The organism is Tabrizicola sp., from assembly GCF_031377265.1.
In the GTDB taxonomy this organism is placed as follows: domain Bacteria; phylum Pseudomonadota; class Alphaproteobacteria; order Rhodobacterales; family Rhodobacteraceae; genus JAUYQR01.
On sequence record NZ_JANMET010000308.1, the window covers coordinates 1 to 14,033 of the forward strand.

Here is a 14,033-nt window from a genome sequence, read left to right on the forward strand (position 1 = left end):
TGCAGGGCCGCGATGCCGAAACCGTGCTGAACCGGGTCAGTGCCAACTCCGTCTCCGTGCCGGTTGGCCACAACGTCTATACCCAGTGGCTGAACCATCAAGGCGGCATCATCTCGGACCTGACGATCACGCGGACCGGCGAGGCGGAGTACCTGCTGATCACCGGCGACGTTCTACAATCGGTCACCACCTCATGGTTGCGCCGCCAAACCAGCGAGCACGAGGTTTGCGCCGTGACCGATGTGACCTCGGCCTATACGATCCTGTCGCTGCAAGGCCCGCTGTCGCGCGACATTCTGCAGGCGCTGTCGGGGGCCGATCTTTCGACCGATGCCGTGCCGTTCCGGCAAAGCCGCATGCTCGAGATTGGCCCGGTCAGCGTGCGGGCGGTGCGGGTGACCTACATGGGCGAGTTGGGGTATGAGCTGTACATCCCCACCGAATACTCCCACGCGGCCTATGAGGCACTGATCGCGGCGATCACGGCGGCGGGGGTGGATCCGGTGCATTGTGGGTTGGTGGCGCTGGAATCGTTGCGGCTCGAAAAGGGCTATCGTGATTTCGGGGTCGATATCGACAATACCGACACGCCACTGGAGGCGGGCTTGGGCTTTGTCGTCGACCTCACCAAGCCCGATTTCATCGGCCGCGAGGCGCTGGTTGCAAAAAAGGCGGCAGGCCCCCTCAAGCGACGTCTGGTGCAGTTCTTGCTGCAAGACCCGGGGCCGTTGCTCTTCGGCAACGAGCCGATCCTGTGTGACGGGGTCGATGTCGGCTATATCCGCGCTGGCGCATTTGGCCCAACGCTCGGGGCTTCGGTCGGGTTGGGGATGGTCGAACATGCGCCGGGTGTGACGGCGGACTTTCTGCGCAACCACCGCTTCGAGATCGAGGTGAACGACCGCCGTATCGCCGCGACGCCGTCGCTGACACCAATGTATGACCCGAAAAGCGAACGGGTTAGGGGTTAGGGGAAGGCGGCGGCGAATGGACAAACGCAACGACAACCGACCCACCGTGATTGTGTTGGGCGCAGGCATGGCCGGCTTGGGTGCCGCGCGGGCACTGGCCGATGGCGGCGCTCGGGTCACGGTGATCGAGGCGCGCGGCAGGATCGGCGGGCGCACCCACACCAGCCGCCTCTGGCCGGACTTGGCCGTGGACATGGGCGCAAGCTGGATCCATGGCACCAAAGGCAATCCCGTCACGGCGCTGGCCCGCACGCTGGGGCTGACATTGACGCCGACCAGCTACAAACGCTCCGCCACCTTTGACGAAACCGGGCAGGATGTCCCGTTCAACAAATTGGCCAAGCATGCCATGAAGTTGGTCGAAGCCGCCCGCGACCGGATCGATGACAACGATCAGGATCTGTCGCTGAAGGACGCCGTTGAGGCATCAAAGGAATGGCAGGCGATCTCGCCGGAGGATCGGCGCATTTACCGCCTCGCGATCAACACCCGGATCGAACACGAGTATTCAGGCGACTGGAGCAGGCTTTCCGCGTGGTACTTTGATCAAGGCGTCGATTTTCCGGGCGACGAGGCTGTGGTGACCCCCGGCTTCGGCCCGATCCTCGCGCATCTTGGCCAAGGGATCGACATCCGTCTGGGTGAGCCGGTTTGCGGCATTTCGCCTTCCCTCCACGGCGTCGAGATCACCACAACGCGCGGCACCCATCAGGCGGACAGCGTCGTCGTCACCCTGCCCTTGGGGGTTTTGAAATCGGGCAGCATCCGTTTTGCCGAAAGCCTGGAGCCGAAACGTCAGCGCGCCATTGACCGGCTGGAAATGGGCCTGCTGAACAAATGCGTGCTGCGGTTCGACCGCGCGTTCTGGCCCGAGGACATGGACTGGATCGACTTTCTCGGCCCGGTGGAGACGCTTTGGGCCGACTGGACCAACTACCTGCCGGCGACCGGGCAGCCGCTGATTGTCGGCTTCAATGCAGCACGGATGGCGGAAAAGGTCGAGGCGCTGGATGACCGCGACACGACTGCCTCGGCGATGACAGCGCTCCGGGCGATGTTCGGCAGCAGCATTCCCGATCCGCGCGGCAGCCAGATCAGCCGCTGGCGCCAGGACCCCTTTGCCCTTGGTGCCTACTCTTTTCATGCCGTGGGCAGCAGCAGAAAGGATCGACGTGCGCTCTTTGGTTCCGACTGGGACGGGCGGCTGCATTTTGCGGGCGAGGCGACGTCGCGGGACCAACCATCCACCGTCCACGGCGCGCTGATGACCGGGCGCTTGGCCGCAGCAGCGATCCTCAATGGCGGTCGTCCCGCGGCCTGAACGGCTTGACTGCGGGCAGTCCGCGTCAGGCGTGCCGCCTGGTGCGGCATACGCCATTCGAAGACGAGTGCCGTGCAATTTCATTGAATGATTGTTCAAGCAAACGAATCGTGTATCCTTGCTGTTACAAGACTCGAAGGGATTCGCCAAAGTGAGCCCTCCCTCTCGCCCGTCGCGCTGCTGCCAGTCCTTCAAGGCGGAACCAAGAGGGTGCGCAAGGCTGGCATCCTGTCGTGGAAGCCTTTCGCGGGTCCTGATCGCCAGCGTTGCTCCAAGCCGCCACAACCGCCTGAATCAATCTGCACCGACTTAGGAAAGGATCCTGCCTTGCGTCTTCTGGCCCTCACCGCCGCAACCCTTGCGTTGCCGACCATTGCCTTTGCCGAAACCCCCGCCGACGCCCCTGCCCTGACAGTTACCGGATCACTGACGTTTGCCTCACGCTACGTGTCGGACGGCATCGAGTACTCCACCGGAGCCGTCGTCCAGCCTTACATCGAACTGGGCTATGCGGGCTTCTATGCCGGGATCTGGGCAACCAATGCCGAAGAAGACCTGCTCGGGGCAGACAGCGAGATCGACTACTACCTCGGATACCGGGACGAAGCTGGCACGTTCTATTACGACATCGGCTACGGCTACTACACTTACCCCGACGCTTCCGAGTTCAACTCAGGCGAAGTCCTTGTCAGTGGCGGGGTCGGACTGCAGGACACCGTGTACCTGACGGCTGCCTTTGCCTATTCCAACGAGTTCGATACGCTCGATAAATCCCTGAGGATCGACTATTACACTCCCATCACCGGTGTGGCGGTGGCGGCGCTCTACGGCAACAACGATAGCTGGAATTACTGGTCAGCGGGCGCCAGCTACGCGATCAACGATACGTTGTCTGCCGACGCAACCTGGCATGAGACCGACATCCCCGATGTCGACGGGCTGTTCGTCTTCAGCCTGACGACCTCGTTCTAGGCAGCTTCAGGTGGGCGCAGCGGGATAGACCACGCTGCGCCTGCGACCAAGGGGTCACCGGTGGGCGCATGCAGCAGGGATTGCCGGCAGAACCACATCAGGCATTAGCAAAGCCCCCCAGCAGGTTCACCGTGTTGACCCCGATCTGTTCGATCGCACATCCTGCTTCCAGCTGGTCGGATGCCGTTGCGGAAGCAGACGCTGTCGCCCGCTTTGGCCGTGACCGCCCCGCCCTGGCCATCCACCATGGCGAAGGACCCCTCCAGCACCAGAATGAACTCGTCGCCGGGATAAGGGCCGAAAGCCCTTTGCATCGTCGTGGTATCCCAGACGCCGGCTGACGGCCCGGCCTCCTCGTCGGCAAAGTATTCGTGCACGTTCTGGCGCGGCAAGGGTGACTGAAAATCTGCCGGGTCAAGGTCCAGAGGCTGCAAGGCGATGCCAGCCGGACCGTTTCCATCAAGTCGGATCACTTGCTTCAGCATCTGCATTCGTGGCCTCAGGATTCCGTCGTATTTTCTGCGGTCGGCGCAACAAAAGCTTGACTCAGGGGTACTGTCAATGAATTTATTGAATGAACGTTCAGTGAAATCTGTCGACCGGGGCCTGTCAAGTCCGGGCGCACCCGGCATCGGCACAGATCACTCGGCAGGGACCGATCCGACGAGCGGGTCGGACAACAGGGGGAGTCTTTGGGATGGACGTACTGGACCAGCTTGGTGCGATGAAGGAAGGCAAACTCAGCCGCCGGGCATTCAACCGGTCGCTGTTCGCCTTGGGGCTGATGCCGGTCACGGTGCCGCTTCTGCCGCACCGCGCCGCTGCCGCGCCCGAGGATCAGGCGACCTGGTTCACCTGGGGCGGCTTCGACATTCCCGACTACTTTGATGAATATGTGGCCAAGCATGGCGAACTGCCGAACTTTGCCACCTACGGATCGGCGGAAGAGGCGTTCAACAAGTTGCGGTCGGGCTTTGTGGCCGACCTGGTGTTGCCTTGCCTTTCGGATGTGCCGCGGTGGTCCAGCACAGGACTGTTCCAGCCCATCGACACCTCGCGTCTGTCGAACTGGCCCGACCAGATCCCGGAGCTGGGCAACGTCTCCTACAACATGGTGGACGCCAAGCAGTGGATGGTGCCCTGGGAATGGGGCCAGACCTCAATCGCCTACCGGACCGACCTGTTCGAGCTGCAGGGCGAGGAAAGCTGGGACATGCTGTGGGACGAACGCTATGCTGGCCGGCTGGGCAGCCTGGGTGGCGGTGGCGATGTCTGGTGGTGTGCTGCGATCAAGGCCGGTGTGCCGTTCGACCAGATCCACACCGACGAGGCTTTTGAGAAGATTTCGGCCGTCCTGCGGGCACAGCGTCCGCTGATCCGGGTCTATACCGACGACACCACCTCGCTCGATACCGCACTGGCGGCAGGGGAACTGGTGGCGACGCTGGCCTGGAACTCGACGGTAGTGTCGTTGACGGCTGCAGGCGTGCCGGTCAAATTCGCCCGGCCCAAAGAGGGCGCGCTGACCTGGGTTTGCGGGCTGATGCTGCACGCAGAGGCGCCGAAGATCGACCGCGCCTATGACGTCATCGACTCGCTGATCAGCGAGTCTGCCACGGTGGCGTTGATGCGGGGCTCGGGCTATGGCGGGCCGAACCGCAAGGCCTTTGCCCAGTTCACGGATGAAGAGCTGTCAGCGCTTGGGCTTGCGCGCAACCCGTTGGATATCCTGCAGTCCGGGCATTTTGGCATTCCGCAGTCGGCGGAATGGGACCAGCGCATGACCTCGACCTGGGAACAGATCAAGCTTGGCTTCTAGGGCATGACCTGGGCAGCAGACAACGCCAAGGCGCGATCATGACAGCGACGGATGTCCGCGCTGGCCGACGCACACGCCCAGGCGCCCTGACGCGTTTTCTGCACCGGCACGAAGGCTGGCGCGGCTATCTGCTTTTGGCGCCGGCGCTGATCCTGATGGCGGCGGCAATCCTGTTTCCGCTGGGGATGACACTGACCATGAGCACTTGGTCGCTGTCGGGCTACGATATCGACCAGACGCCCGGCGTTGGCAACTATGCCGCCATGGCGGAAAACCCGATGTTCCGCGTCCTGATCCTGCGAACGCTGACGATTTCGCTGACCTGCACGCTGTTCACCGTGATCCTTGTGTATCCGATGGCCTACTTCGTGGCCTTCCATACCTATCGCAACAAGGCACTCTGGTTGATCATCCTGACCTTGCCATTCTGGACAAGCTATCTCTTGCGGGTCTTTGCCTGGAAGGTCGTGCTTGGCTATGAAGGCGTGCTGAACACCGGGCTTTTGTCGCTCGGCATCGTGTTCGAGCCGGTGGCGGCGCTTCTGTACAGCCAGACGGCCGTGACCATCGTGCTGGCACATTCCTGGGCGGCATTCGCGATCCTGCCGATCTATGTCAGCTTGGAAAAGATCAACCGCACCTACCTGGAGGCGGCGGCTGATCTGGGCGATGGCCCGGCGCGCCGGTTCTGGCGGATCACCTTTCCCCTGTCGCTGCCGGGGGTCGTTGCGGCCTTCATCCTGATGTTCGTGCCGACGATGGGCGAATACATCACCCCGCTGATGGTCGGCGGCCCGGACAGCATGATGATCGGCAACCTGGTGCAGACGATGTTCGGCCCGATGAACAACTGGCCTGCCGGGGCGGCGCTTGCGGTCGTGATGATGGTGACGATCGCGCTGGCTGGCCTGGTCTTCATCGTTCTCAACAAATTGGTCCAGAGGTAGGCGATGGCACGGTATGCAGGCTTTCACCGCCCGAACCGCCCGCTGGCCGTCTATGCGGCAGTGTTTTCGATCATTCTTTACTTGCCGATCCTGTTCATCCCGATCTTTTCCTTCAATTCCGGCGTCTATGTGAAATTCCCGCTCGAGGGCTTCACCTTCAACTGGTATTGGGACCTCTTTCAACGCGAGCCGCTGCTGCAGGCGTTGTGGAACAGCGTGAGGGTCGCCTGCTTTGTCAGCGTCCTGTCCACGCTGATCGCCATTCCGGCGGCGCTGGCCATCGCGCGCTACCGCATGCCGGGCAAGACGCCTGCCGTCAGCTTCATCATGCTGCCTCTGGTGCTGCCGGGGCTGATCATGGGCGTGGCGCTTCTGACGCTGCTGAACCGGATGGGCGTCACCCTGTCGCTGGTAACGGTAACTATCGGGCACATGGTGATCTGCCTGCCTTACGCAATCTCGGTCCTGCTTCCCCGCTTCATCGGGTTCAACCGGTCGCTGGAGGAGGCCTCGGCCGATCTGGGCGAGCCGCCGTTGCGCACCTTCTGGCGGGTCACCCTGCCCTGCAACATGCCGGGGATCCTTGCCTGCCTTCTCATGACCTTCACCATCTCGTTCGATGAGTTCTTTATGGCCTTCTTCCTGAGCGGTGCGCAATCCACGCTGCCGATGTACATCTGGGGCCAGCTGCGGTTTCCGCAGGACTTCCCCTCGCTTCTGGCGCTGTCGACACTGATCATACTGTTCAGCTTTGTGCTGATCTTTGCCAGCCTCCGGCTGGCAAAGATCGGGCAACCCGCACAACAGGAGACCGGGCGATGATTTCCATCCGCAACGTCAGCAAGACCTTTGGCCGGGTGCAGGCCGTGCGCGACGTATCGCTGGACATCAGGGCGGGCGAGTTCTTTTCGCTTCTGGGCGCGTCGGGGTCGGGCAAGACGACACTTCTTCGGATGCTTGCCGGGTTCGAAGGCGTGACTTCGGGCACGATCCTGATCGACGGGCAAGAGATGCAGGACAGCCCTCCGCATCTGCGCCCGGTCAACATGGTGTTCCAGAACTACGCGATCTTTCCGCACCTGAACGTGCGCGACAACATCGCCTATGGCCTGCGTCGGCTGTCTGTCCCAAGCGCGAAACAGGCCGAAATGGTCGATGAAATGCTGGAAATGATCGCGCTGCCCGGTTATGGCGACAGGCGCGCGACGCAGTTATCGGGCGGACAGATGCAGCGCGTGGCCCTGGCCCGCGCGCTGATCCTGAAGCCCAAGGTGCTGCTGCTGGACGAGCCTCTGGGTGCCCTGGACAAGCAGTTGCGCGAACAGATGCAATTGGAACTGCGCGCACTACAGAAAAAGCTGGGCATCACCTTCGTGCTTGTCACCCATGATCAGGAAGAGGCGCTGACGCTCTCGGACCGCATCGCGGTGATGAGCCAGGGCGCGGTTTTGCAGGTCGATACGCCCGCGGGCCTTTATGAACGGCCGCGCAACAAGGCGATAGCCAGCTTCATCGGCAACATGAACTTCTTTGACGCCACGGTCTCCCGCATGGGGCCCCCCGCGGTGGACATTCCGGGGTTTGGACGCATGATGCTGAACGGGCACGACAACGGCAGGCCCGACGGTTCGGCCGCCCTTGTTGCGATCCGGCCAGAGAAGCTGACCCTGCATGCAGCGCCGCCGGCCATGGCCGCCCTCAAAGGCGTGCTGCAGACCCGGCAGTATCTTGGCGGGCGCGAGATGCTGCATGTCGGAATTGCGGGGCGTGCAGCTCCAATCGCCGTCGCGTTGCAGGGCGATCAGGATGAGGCCACCGCAAGCCTGTCGCAGGGACACCCGGTCTGGTTGACATGGAAGGACGACGCCCTTCTGGTGCTGGACGCGGAGTGACAGGATGACAGCCGTTGGAGTGCCTGACGAATCAGGATTGAGGTATCGGGATGAATGAAACAAGCAGCGCGCCGAAGCCCAGCCGCGCCGAGGCCAAGGCCGAGCGGCGCCAGCAACTGATCGACGCCACGATCACGTCGATCGCGCGGTTCGGGCTGACCGGCACGACCATGGGCAAGGTCACCGAAATCGCCGGCGTGTCGTTGGGGCTGGCCAACTTTCATTTCGAAAGCAAAGACCAGTTGTTCGAAGCGGTGCTGCAGCATCTGGCAGCCGAACAGCGGGCGCTCTGGCTGACGCGTTCGCAGAGCCCGGCCTTGTCAAGCAGTGCGCTTTTGCTGGCCATCGTCGAGTCGCGGTTTCATGCCTCGATCTGTGCCCGCAAGAAGCTGGCGGTCTGGTTTGCCTTCTACGGCGACGCCTCCGCCCGCGAGACCTACCGCCGCGCGGTGGGCAACATCGACGACGAACGCCTGGACGCCACCGTTGCGATCGTTGCCGAGATGATCGCCGAGGCTGGCTACGCCCACCTTGACCCGGCCGAAACGGTCCTGAGTATTGAGGCCCTGTATGACGGCCTCTGGCTCAACATGCTGCTTTATCCGAGCGATTTTCGCCGCAGCATCTGCCGGAACCGGGCGCTGAAGGTGATCACCGCCCTGTTTCCCAAGCATTTTGACAACGCCCCGGCCCTCGGTTGAGCGCCTGACCGACGGACACTGAAGGACTCTCGCATGACCCGTGACCCACGTTACGACATCCTCTTCGAGCCGGTGAAGATCGGCCCCGTGACCACCAAGAACCGCTTCTACCAGGTGCCGCATTGCACCGGCATGGGCTGGGCCCGCCCACGCACCTTGGCCGAGATGCGGGGCGTCAAGGCGCAGGGCGGCTGGGGCGTGGTCTGCACGGAGTATTGCTCGATCCATCCCGCCTCGGACGACCAGCTGCACATCAGTGCCAGCCTCTGGGATGACGGCGACATCCGTTCGCACCGGCTGATGACCGACAAGGTCCATGAACACGGCGCGCTGGCGGGGGCGGAACTGTGGTTCGGCGGCTCGCGCAGCGCCAATCTGGCCACCCGGCTGGTGTCGATGGACGTGGCCAGCCGGCCCAACGGCGTCGGTCACCCGTTCCAGTCCCGCGCCATGGACAAGTCCGACATCCGCGATTTGCGCCGCTGGCACCGCAAGGCAGCCCAGCGCGCCAAGGCCGCCGAATTCGACATCGTCTATGTCTATGCTACGCATGGCTATCTTCTGGCGCATTTCCTTGACCCCGAAACCAACACGCGGGGTGACGAATATGGCGGCAGCCTGGAAAACCGCACCCGCCTGGTGCGCGAACTGATCGACGAGACCAAGGAGGCCGTTGGCGACCGCTGCGCCGTGGCCGTCCGTTTCGCCGCCGATGCCGAAGAGGGTGAGGACGGCCAGCCGATCCTGGGCGAGCGGCAAGAGATGTTCGCCATGCTGGCCGAGATGCCGGACCTTTGGGACATCAACGTTCAGGACTATTCGCTGGAAATGGGCGCCTCGCGCTTTGCCAAGGAAGGGGCGCTGGAGCCCTACATGAAATGGGTCCGCTCGGTGACCACAAAGCCGGTGGTGACGGTGGGCCGCTTCACCTCGCCCGACACGATGGTACGGATGGTGAAATCGGGGGTAACCGATCTGATCGGTGCGGCGCGGCCCTCGATCGCCGATCCCTACCTGCCGAACAAGATCGCAGAAGGGCGGCTTGAGGATATCCGCGAATGCATCGGCTGCAACATCTGCTATTCCGGCGACAGCCTGTCGGTGCCGATCCGCTGCACCCAGAACCCGACGATGGGCGAGGAATGGCGGCGCGGCTGGCATCCCGAAAAGATCGCGGCCAAGGGGTCGGACAGTCAGGTTCTGGTCGTCGGCGCCGGGCCTGCGGGGCTTGAGGCCGCACGGGCGCTTGGCGCACGCGGCTATCGCGTGGCGCTGGCCGAGGCGGGGCGGACTTTAGGCGGGCGCGTGACGCGTGAGGCCACGCTGCCGGGGATGAGCGAATACATCCGTGTGCGCGATTACCGCGTGCAGCAATTGCAGAAGATGCCGAATGTCGAGGTCTATCTGGAAAGCCGCCTTACCGCGCAGGATGTGATGGACTTCGGCGCTGATCATGTGGTGATCGCAACCGGTGCCCGCTGGCGGCGCGATGTCTTCGACGGCAACCGGTTCTCCCCGATCTCCGATGACGATACCCCGATCCTGACCCCCGATGACATCATGGACGGCACCCTGCCCACCGGCCCAACCGTGGTCTTCGACGCCGACGGCTATTACATGGGTGGCGTGATCGCGGAACGCCTGCGCAAGGCCGGGCTGGAGGTCACGTTGGTCACCCCCGCCGATCGGGTGTCACCATGGGCCGAAAACACCGGCGAAGGCTGGCGCATACCGGGCCATCTGATGGGCCTCGGGATCGAGTTGATCACCGCGCACGGGCTTGACTGGTTCGATGGCGAAACTCTCACGCTGGCCTGCGAGCATTCCGGGCGCGAACGCAACCTGACCGCGTCGGGCCTTGTCGTCGTCGGCCAGCGCGCGCCGGTTGATGACCTCTATTATGCCCTGCGCAATGCGGGCGAGGAGGGCGCTCTGCCCTTCATCCTCGCCCGGATCGGCGATTGCGAGGCCCCTGCCATTATCGCCGCCGCCACCTATGCCGGGCATCGCTACGCACAAGATCTGGACCGCGTGATGGATATCGACCTGCCGATGCAGCACGAAAAGATCGACGTCGGCGCCGAACTGCGCGCCGAGTGGCGCAGGGCGGCAGAATGACGGGGCGCTGGCCGCAGACCCGGTTGCTTGCTCTCGCGGTCGCGTCGCTGGGGCTGGTCATCTTGCTGGTCGCGACTACGCCCAAAGGCGACAAGGCGGCTGCCTTGCCTGCCATGGCGGCAGACCAATCACCCGCGTGTTCCAGTTGCAACGCCCGCCACCAGCATCTAAGCCGCCTTGCGCCTGTGACGGACAAAGGACTTCCGCCATGACCCAGACTGCGACCGATTCCATCGACGCCGCTGCGCTCGCCGCAGCCCTTCCTGAAGTTCTGGCCGCCCCCCGGACGAACGGCCCGGTGCGCCTGCTTTGCGCCCGGCCAAAGCCGAACCAGCGCAACTTTCCCGACCGCCTGACCCTGACCCGCGCCATCTGCGTTGTCGGCGACTTTGAGGCATCGCGGCCCTGGCTGGTGCTGGAGGACGGCAGTCCCGACCCGCGCAATCAGGTCAGCATCATGTCGTCACGGGTGCTGGATCTGGTCTGGCGCGACCGCAACCCGCGCAACCACCCCGGCGACAACATTGCCGTCGATCTTGACCTTAGCCATGGCAACCTGCCCACCGGCACTCTGCTTCAGGTCGGCACCGCGGTGCTGCGCGTCAGCGACGAGCCGAACGATGGCTGCGTGAAGTGGAAGGTTCGCTGTGGCAGGGCAGCCTATGACTGGGTCCGCGCCCGCGACCATGCTGGCTACCGACTTCGGGGGCTGTATTGCTCGGTCGAACAGGACGGGATCGTCGAGTTGGGTGACCGTGTGGCAAGGATATGATAGAATCTTGCGGATGAACTCTTGACGAAATTGAACCTTTGCGGGTTTGCCGGAGGCTCCAACTGCTGAGTAGGATTGAGGTGCACGTAGTTTCGTGGACGGTGCTGTCAGACGAATGCGAACTTGTCTCAGTTTCCCAGCCCTAGCAGCGCATTAGGCCGCAAAGAGGCAGCGCCTCTAGGCGAGCGCAGCAGCGCGGTTCACTTTTTCATGGTCCTGGCTGATGAGCACGCCCTCCTCGCTAAGGTGGTTGTCGAACAGATCATCCTGTTCACTGTAACGGCCTGGGATGCGAACTGCCCCCAACATATTCCACAACGGTTCGAGGCATCGGACGTCTTAGCAGCATTGGCACTGCGCGACGCCCGGATCGAAGCCATGGAAGCGGAACTCACCGCATTGCGGACACTGCTTCCGTCCACCGCTCGCGCCAGAATGATTGCTTTTCAAAGCCACAGCATAAGCGGGCAGTGGTCTGAAACCTCGGGTTCATAGATTACCTGGAAGTCCACGACGGCGCTTTCCTCAGAGATGAGTAGATAGTCAGCGAATTTACCGTGCTTCGTGTATTGCGAGCTTCGTGTGCCGGTGAACCCATGGCCGGTAACTAACTCGACCATTCCCGAAGTTCTTAGCAGTTCCAATGTGTCGCTGTCAGGCTCAACGTTGAAGTCGCCACAAATGACGCGCAAATCATCCGCTTCCGAAAGACCTTGCGACATATCCAGCAAACGGTGGGCTTGTTCCTTCCGCTCCGGCGTGTCCATCTTGCCGTGCAAGTCGCGAAGGCCGTGCATGTGCGTGATTGTGACAGCGCGACGATTCTCATAGTCGTAAACCCGCACCCCATGCGCGCTGCGAGACCGCGGATGATCGCCGTATCCGGCGGGCGAATAGCCCTTGTGAACAAAGCCCTGCACTTGCCCTATCACCGGGTAGGAACGGTGAACAAACGTCGCCAGACCCCACTGCGACGGGATCGGGATATCATCATCCCAAAGCACGCCCTGAGCGGCGGGGCAGAACGTTGCCACGTGATCGGGTAAGGCGCTGCAGACATCCCTGAAGAAATTGGCCCTCTGCAGCAGGACATGCTCGCCATCACGATAGCTCAACCAGTCTTTGGCGGTTTCCGGGCTGTGGACCACTTCCTGCAAGCACAAAACTCCAGGAGCGGATGCGGCAACATATGGGAGAAGCCCGCCCAGCAATTTCCCGCCCCAACCATTCAAACACATAATGCGCATTTGCTGACCTCCCAACGCCCCCTAGAGCGGACGTTCGCCACAATAGCAGGAAAGAGCAAGTTAGGCTCAAAGCCGCCACTGTGGCCAACCCCTCTGGTTACAATCCTCCAAGACATCCAACGCACGGGGCACCGACACGACGCCATTGGCCTGCGCTTGCTTGGATCACGTTGCGAAAGTGCGCGCCAAAGGTCAGGGTTGCTGATCTTTCGGGCAGCGCTGCCAACTCGGTTGGCAAAGTGCAGAACCCCGGTTCCGTTGCGCCCTGCCTTGTGATCTAAAGTCGGAAACAATCCTTGGGATGGGCCATGCCCGAACGCACAGAATCCGACAGTCGAAAGCTCCTGCGCCGCCTGCGCGACACCCTCGCCGTCCCCGGCAAGGGGCAGGATCGGCTTGACCAGATCACCCACCTGATCGCCGACAGCATGCGCACCGAGGTTTGCTCGATCTACCTGTTCCGCGATCCCGAAACGCTTGAACTGTGCGCGACCGAGGGCCTGAAGCCCGACGCCGTCCACAAGACCCGGATGAAGCTTGGCGAAGGCCTCGTTGGCCGCGTTGCCCGCACCGGCCTGCCGGTCAACACCGCCAATGCGCCCGCCGAAAAAGGCTTTCGCTACATGCCCGAAACCGGAGAGGAGCTGTTTTCCTCGTTCCTCGGTGTGCCAATACAGCGGGTGGGCGAAAAGCTTGGCGTCCTTGTCGTGCAATCCAAGATCGCCCGGCAGTTCTCCGAAGATGACATCTACGCCCTTGATGTGGTTGCCATGGTGCTGGCCGAAATGACTGAACTTGGTGCCTTCACCGGCGACGAGGGCGGCATGAAAGCGCTGCACAAGCAGCCGGTGATGTTCCGTGGCACCTCGGGCCAGGAAGGTGCCGCCGAAGGCCAGGTCTGGCTGCACGAACCCCGCGTCGTGATCACCAACCCCGTCGCCGACGATCCCCTGACCGAGATCGACCGCATCCGCGACGCCGTGGGCCAGTTGCGGGTGTCAGTCGATGACCTGTTGTCTGCCGAAAGCCTCGACAAGGACCAAAAGGCCGTGCTTGAGGCCTACCGGATGTTTGCCCATTCGCGCGGCTGGCTGCGCCGGATGGAGGAAGACATCATGCGCGGCCTCTCCGCCGAAGCCGCAGTTGAAAAGGAACAATCCGCCGCCCGCAGCCGTCTTGAACAGGTGCCCGACGCCTACTTGCGCGAACGCCTGCAGGACCTTGACGATCTGTCAAACCGCCTGTTGCGCATCCTAACCGGTCAGGGCCGCGA

At 62.6% G+C, this 14,033-nt stretch carries 13 protein-coding genes; 11 read left to right on the forward strand and 2 right to left on the reverse strand.

All coding sequences use genetic code 11. The features are described 5' to 3' along the window. The 3 genes from RMO18_RS16810 to RMO18_RS16820 form a co-directional block, all read left to right on the forward strand. The coding region (locus RMO18_RS16810; RefSeq protein WP_309667457.1) for an aminomethyltransferase family protein at nt 1–971 on the forward strand (971 nt) is incomplete at its 5' end. Between the two features lie 16 nt (nt 972–987). Beyond that, the gene (locus RMO18_RS16815; protein ID WP_309667458.1) at nt 988–2,292 is read left to right on the forward strand and encodes an FAD-dependent oxidoreductase; all 1,305 of its coding nucleotides are present in this window, start codon (nt 988–990) and stop codon (nt 2,290–2,292) included. A gap of 327 nt (nt 2,293–2,619) precedes the next feature. Beyond that, complete coding sequence (locus tag RMO18_RS16820) at nt 2,620–3,264, forward strand: TorF family putative porin (RefSeq protein ID WP_309667459.1); 645 nt, start codon at nt 2,620–2,622, stop codon at nt 3,262–3,264. A gap of 104 nt (nt 3,265–3,368) precedes the next feature. Here RMO18_RS16820 and RMO18_RS16825 read toward each other — a convergent pair whose 3' ends face one another. Further along, on the reverse strand, nt 3,369–3,749 hold the full coding sequence (locus tag RMO18_RS16825; RefSeq protein WP_309667460.1) for a hypothetical protein: 381 nt from the start codon (nt 3,747–3,749) through the stop codon (nt 3,369–3,371). 212 nt (nt 3,750–3,961) lie between these two features. Here RMO18_RS16825 and RMO18_RS16830 point away from each other — a divergent pair, with 212 nt between their 5' ends. The 7 genes from RMO18_RS16830 (at nt 3,962) to RMO18_RS16860 (ending at nt 11,513) form a co-directional block, all read left to right on the forward strand. After that, nucleotides 3,962–5,083 (forward strand): extracellular solute-binding protein, encoded by a 1,122-nt coding sequence (locus RMO18_RS16830; RefSeq protein ID WP_309667461.1) that lies wholly within the window; start codon nt 3,962–3,964, stop codon nt 5,081–5,083. A 38-nt stretch (nt 5,084–5,121) separates the two neighbouring features. Further along, nucleotides 5,122–6,030, forward strand: a complete 909-nt coding sequence (locus tag RMO18_RS16835; RefSeq protein ID WP_309667462.1) for an ABC transporter permease — start codon at nt 5,122–5,124, stop codon at nt 6,028–6,030. A 3-nt stretch (nt 6,031–6,033) separates the two neighbouring features. After that, nucleotides 6,034–6,852 carry an ABC transporter permease gene (locus RMO18_RS16840; RefSeq protein WP_309667463.1) on the forward strand — a complete coding sequence of 273 codons (819 nt, stop codon included), beginning with the start codon at nt 6,034–6,036 and terminating at the stop codon, nt 6,850–6,852. Then, nucleotides 6,849–7,922, forward strand: a complete 1,074-nt coding sequence (locus RMO18_RS16845; RefSeq protein WP_309667465.1) for an ABC transporter ATP-binding protein — start codon at nt 6,849–6,851, stop codon at nt 7,920–7,922. The genes RMO18_RS16840 and RMO18_RS16845 overlap by 4 nt, the downstream gene beginning before the upstream one ends. A gap of 50 nt (nt 7,923–7,972) precedes the next feature. Further along, a complete protein-coding gene (locus tag RMO18_RS16850; RefSeq protein WP_309667467.1) occupies nt 7,973–8,623 on the forward strand; it encodes a TetR family transcriptional regulator C-terminal domain-containing protein in 651 nt (216 codons plus the stop codon). A 33-nt stretch (nt 8,624–8,656) separates the two neighbouring features. After that, nucleotides 8,657–10,741 (forward strand): FAD-dependent oxidoreductase, encoded by a 2,085-nt coding sequence (locus RMO18_RS16855; RefSeq protein WP_309667468.1) that lies wholly within the window; start codon nt 8,657–8,659, stop codon nt 10,739–10,741. A 208-nt stretch (nt 10,742–10,949) separates the two neighbouring features. Continuing rightward, nucleotides 10,950–11,513, forward strand: coding sequence for an MOSC domain-containing protein (locus tag RMO18_RS16860; protein WP_309667470.1), 564 nt, complete (start codon nt 10,950–10,952; stop codon nt 11,511–11,513). A 446-nt stretch (nt 11,514–11,959) separates the two neighbouring features. Here RMO18_RS16860 and RMO18_RS16865 read toward each other — a convergent pair whose 3' ends face one another. Further along, nucleotides 11,960–12,760: an endonuclease/exonuclease/phosphatase family protein gene (locus RMO18_RS16865; protein WP_309667471.1), complete on the reverse strand. Its 801-nt coding sequence runs from the start codon at nt 12,758–12,760 to the stop codon at nt 11,960–11,962. A 308-nt stretch (nt 12,761–13,068) separates the two neighbouring features. Between RMO18_RS16865 and RMO18_RS16870 the strand changes: the two genes are divergently transcribed. Then, on the forward strand, nt 13,069–14,033 hold a 965-nt coding region (locus RMO18_RS16870; RefSeq protein WP_309667472.1), incomplete at its 3' end, for a phosphoenolpyruvate-utilizing N-terminal domain-containing protein.

What these genes read in the sequence shown, in the direction of transcription:
- RMO18_RS16815 (WP_309667458.1), top strand. Translation starts at nt 988, where the DNA reads ATGGACAAACGCAACGACAACCGACCCACCGTGATTGTGTTGGGCGCA.
- RMO18_RS16825 (WP_309667460.1), bottom strand. Translation starts at nt 3,749, where the DNA reads ATGCTGAAGCAAGTGATCCGACTTGATGGAAACGGTCCGGCTGGCATC.
- RMO18_RS16830 (WP_309667461.1), top strand. Translation starts at nt 3,962, where the DNA reads ATGGACGTACTGGACCAGCTTGGTGCGATGAAGGAAGGCAAACTCAGC.
- RMO18_RS16835 (WP_309667462.1), top strand. Translation starts at nt 5,122, where the DNA reads ATGACAGCGACGGATGTCCGCGCTGGCCGACGCACACGCCCAGGCGCC.
- RMO18_RS16840 (WP_309667463.1), top strand. Translation starts at nt 6,034, where the DNA reads ATGGCACGGTATGCAGGCTTTCACCGCCCGAACCGCCCGCTGGCCGTC.
- RMO18_RS16845 (WP_309667465.1), top strand. Translation starts at nt 6,849, where the DNA reads ATGATTTCCATCCGCAACGTCAGCAAGACCTTTGGCCGGGTGCAGGCC.
- RMO18_RS16850 (WP_309667467.1), top strand. Translation starts at nt 7,973, where the DNA reads ATGAATGAAACAAGCAGCGCGCCGAAGCCCAGCCGCGCCGAGGCCAAG.
- RMO18_RS16855 (WP_309667468.1), top strand. Translation starts at nt 8,657, where the DNA reads ATGACCCGTGACCCACGTTACGACATCCTCTTCGAGCCGGTGAAGATC.
- RMO18_RS16860 (WP_309667470.1), top strand. Translation starts at nt 10,950, where the DNA reads ATGACCCAGACTGCGACCGATTCCATCGACGCCGCTGCGCTCGCCGCA.
- RMO18_RS16865 (WP_309667471.1), bottom strand. Translation starts at nt 12,760, where the DNA reads ATGCGCATTATGTGTTTGAATGGTTGGGGCGGGAAATTGCTGGGCGGG.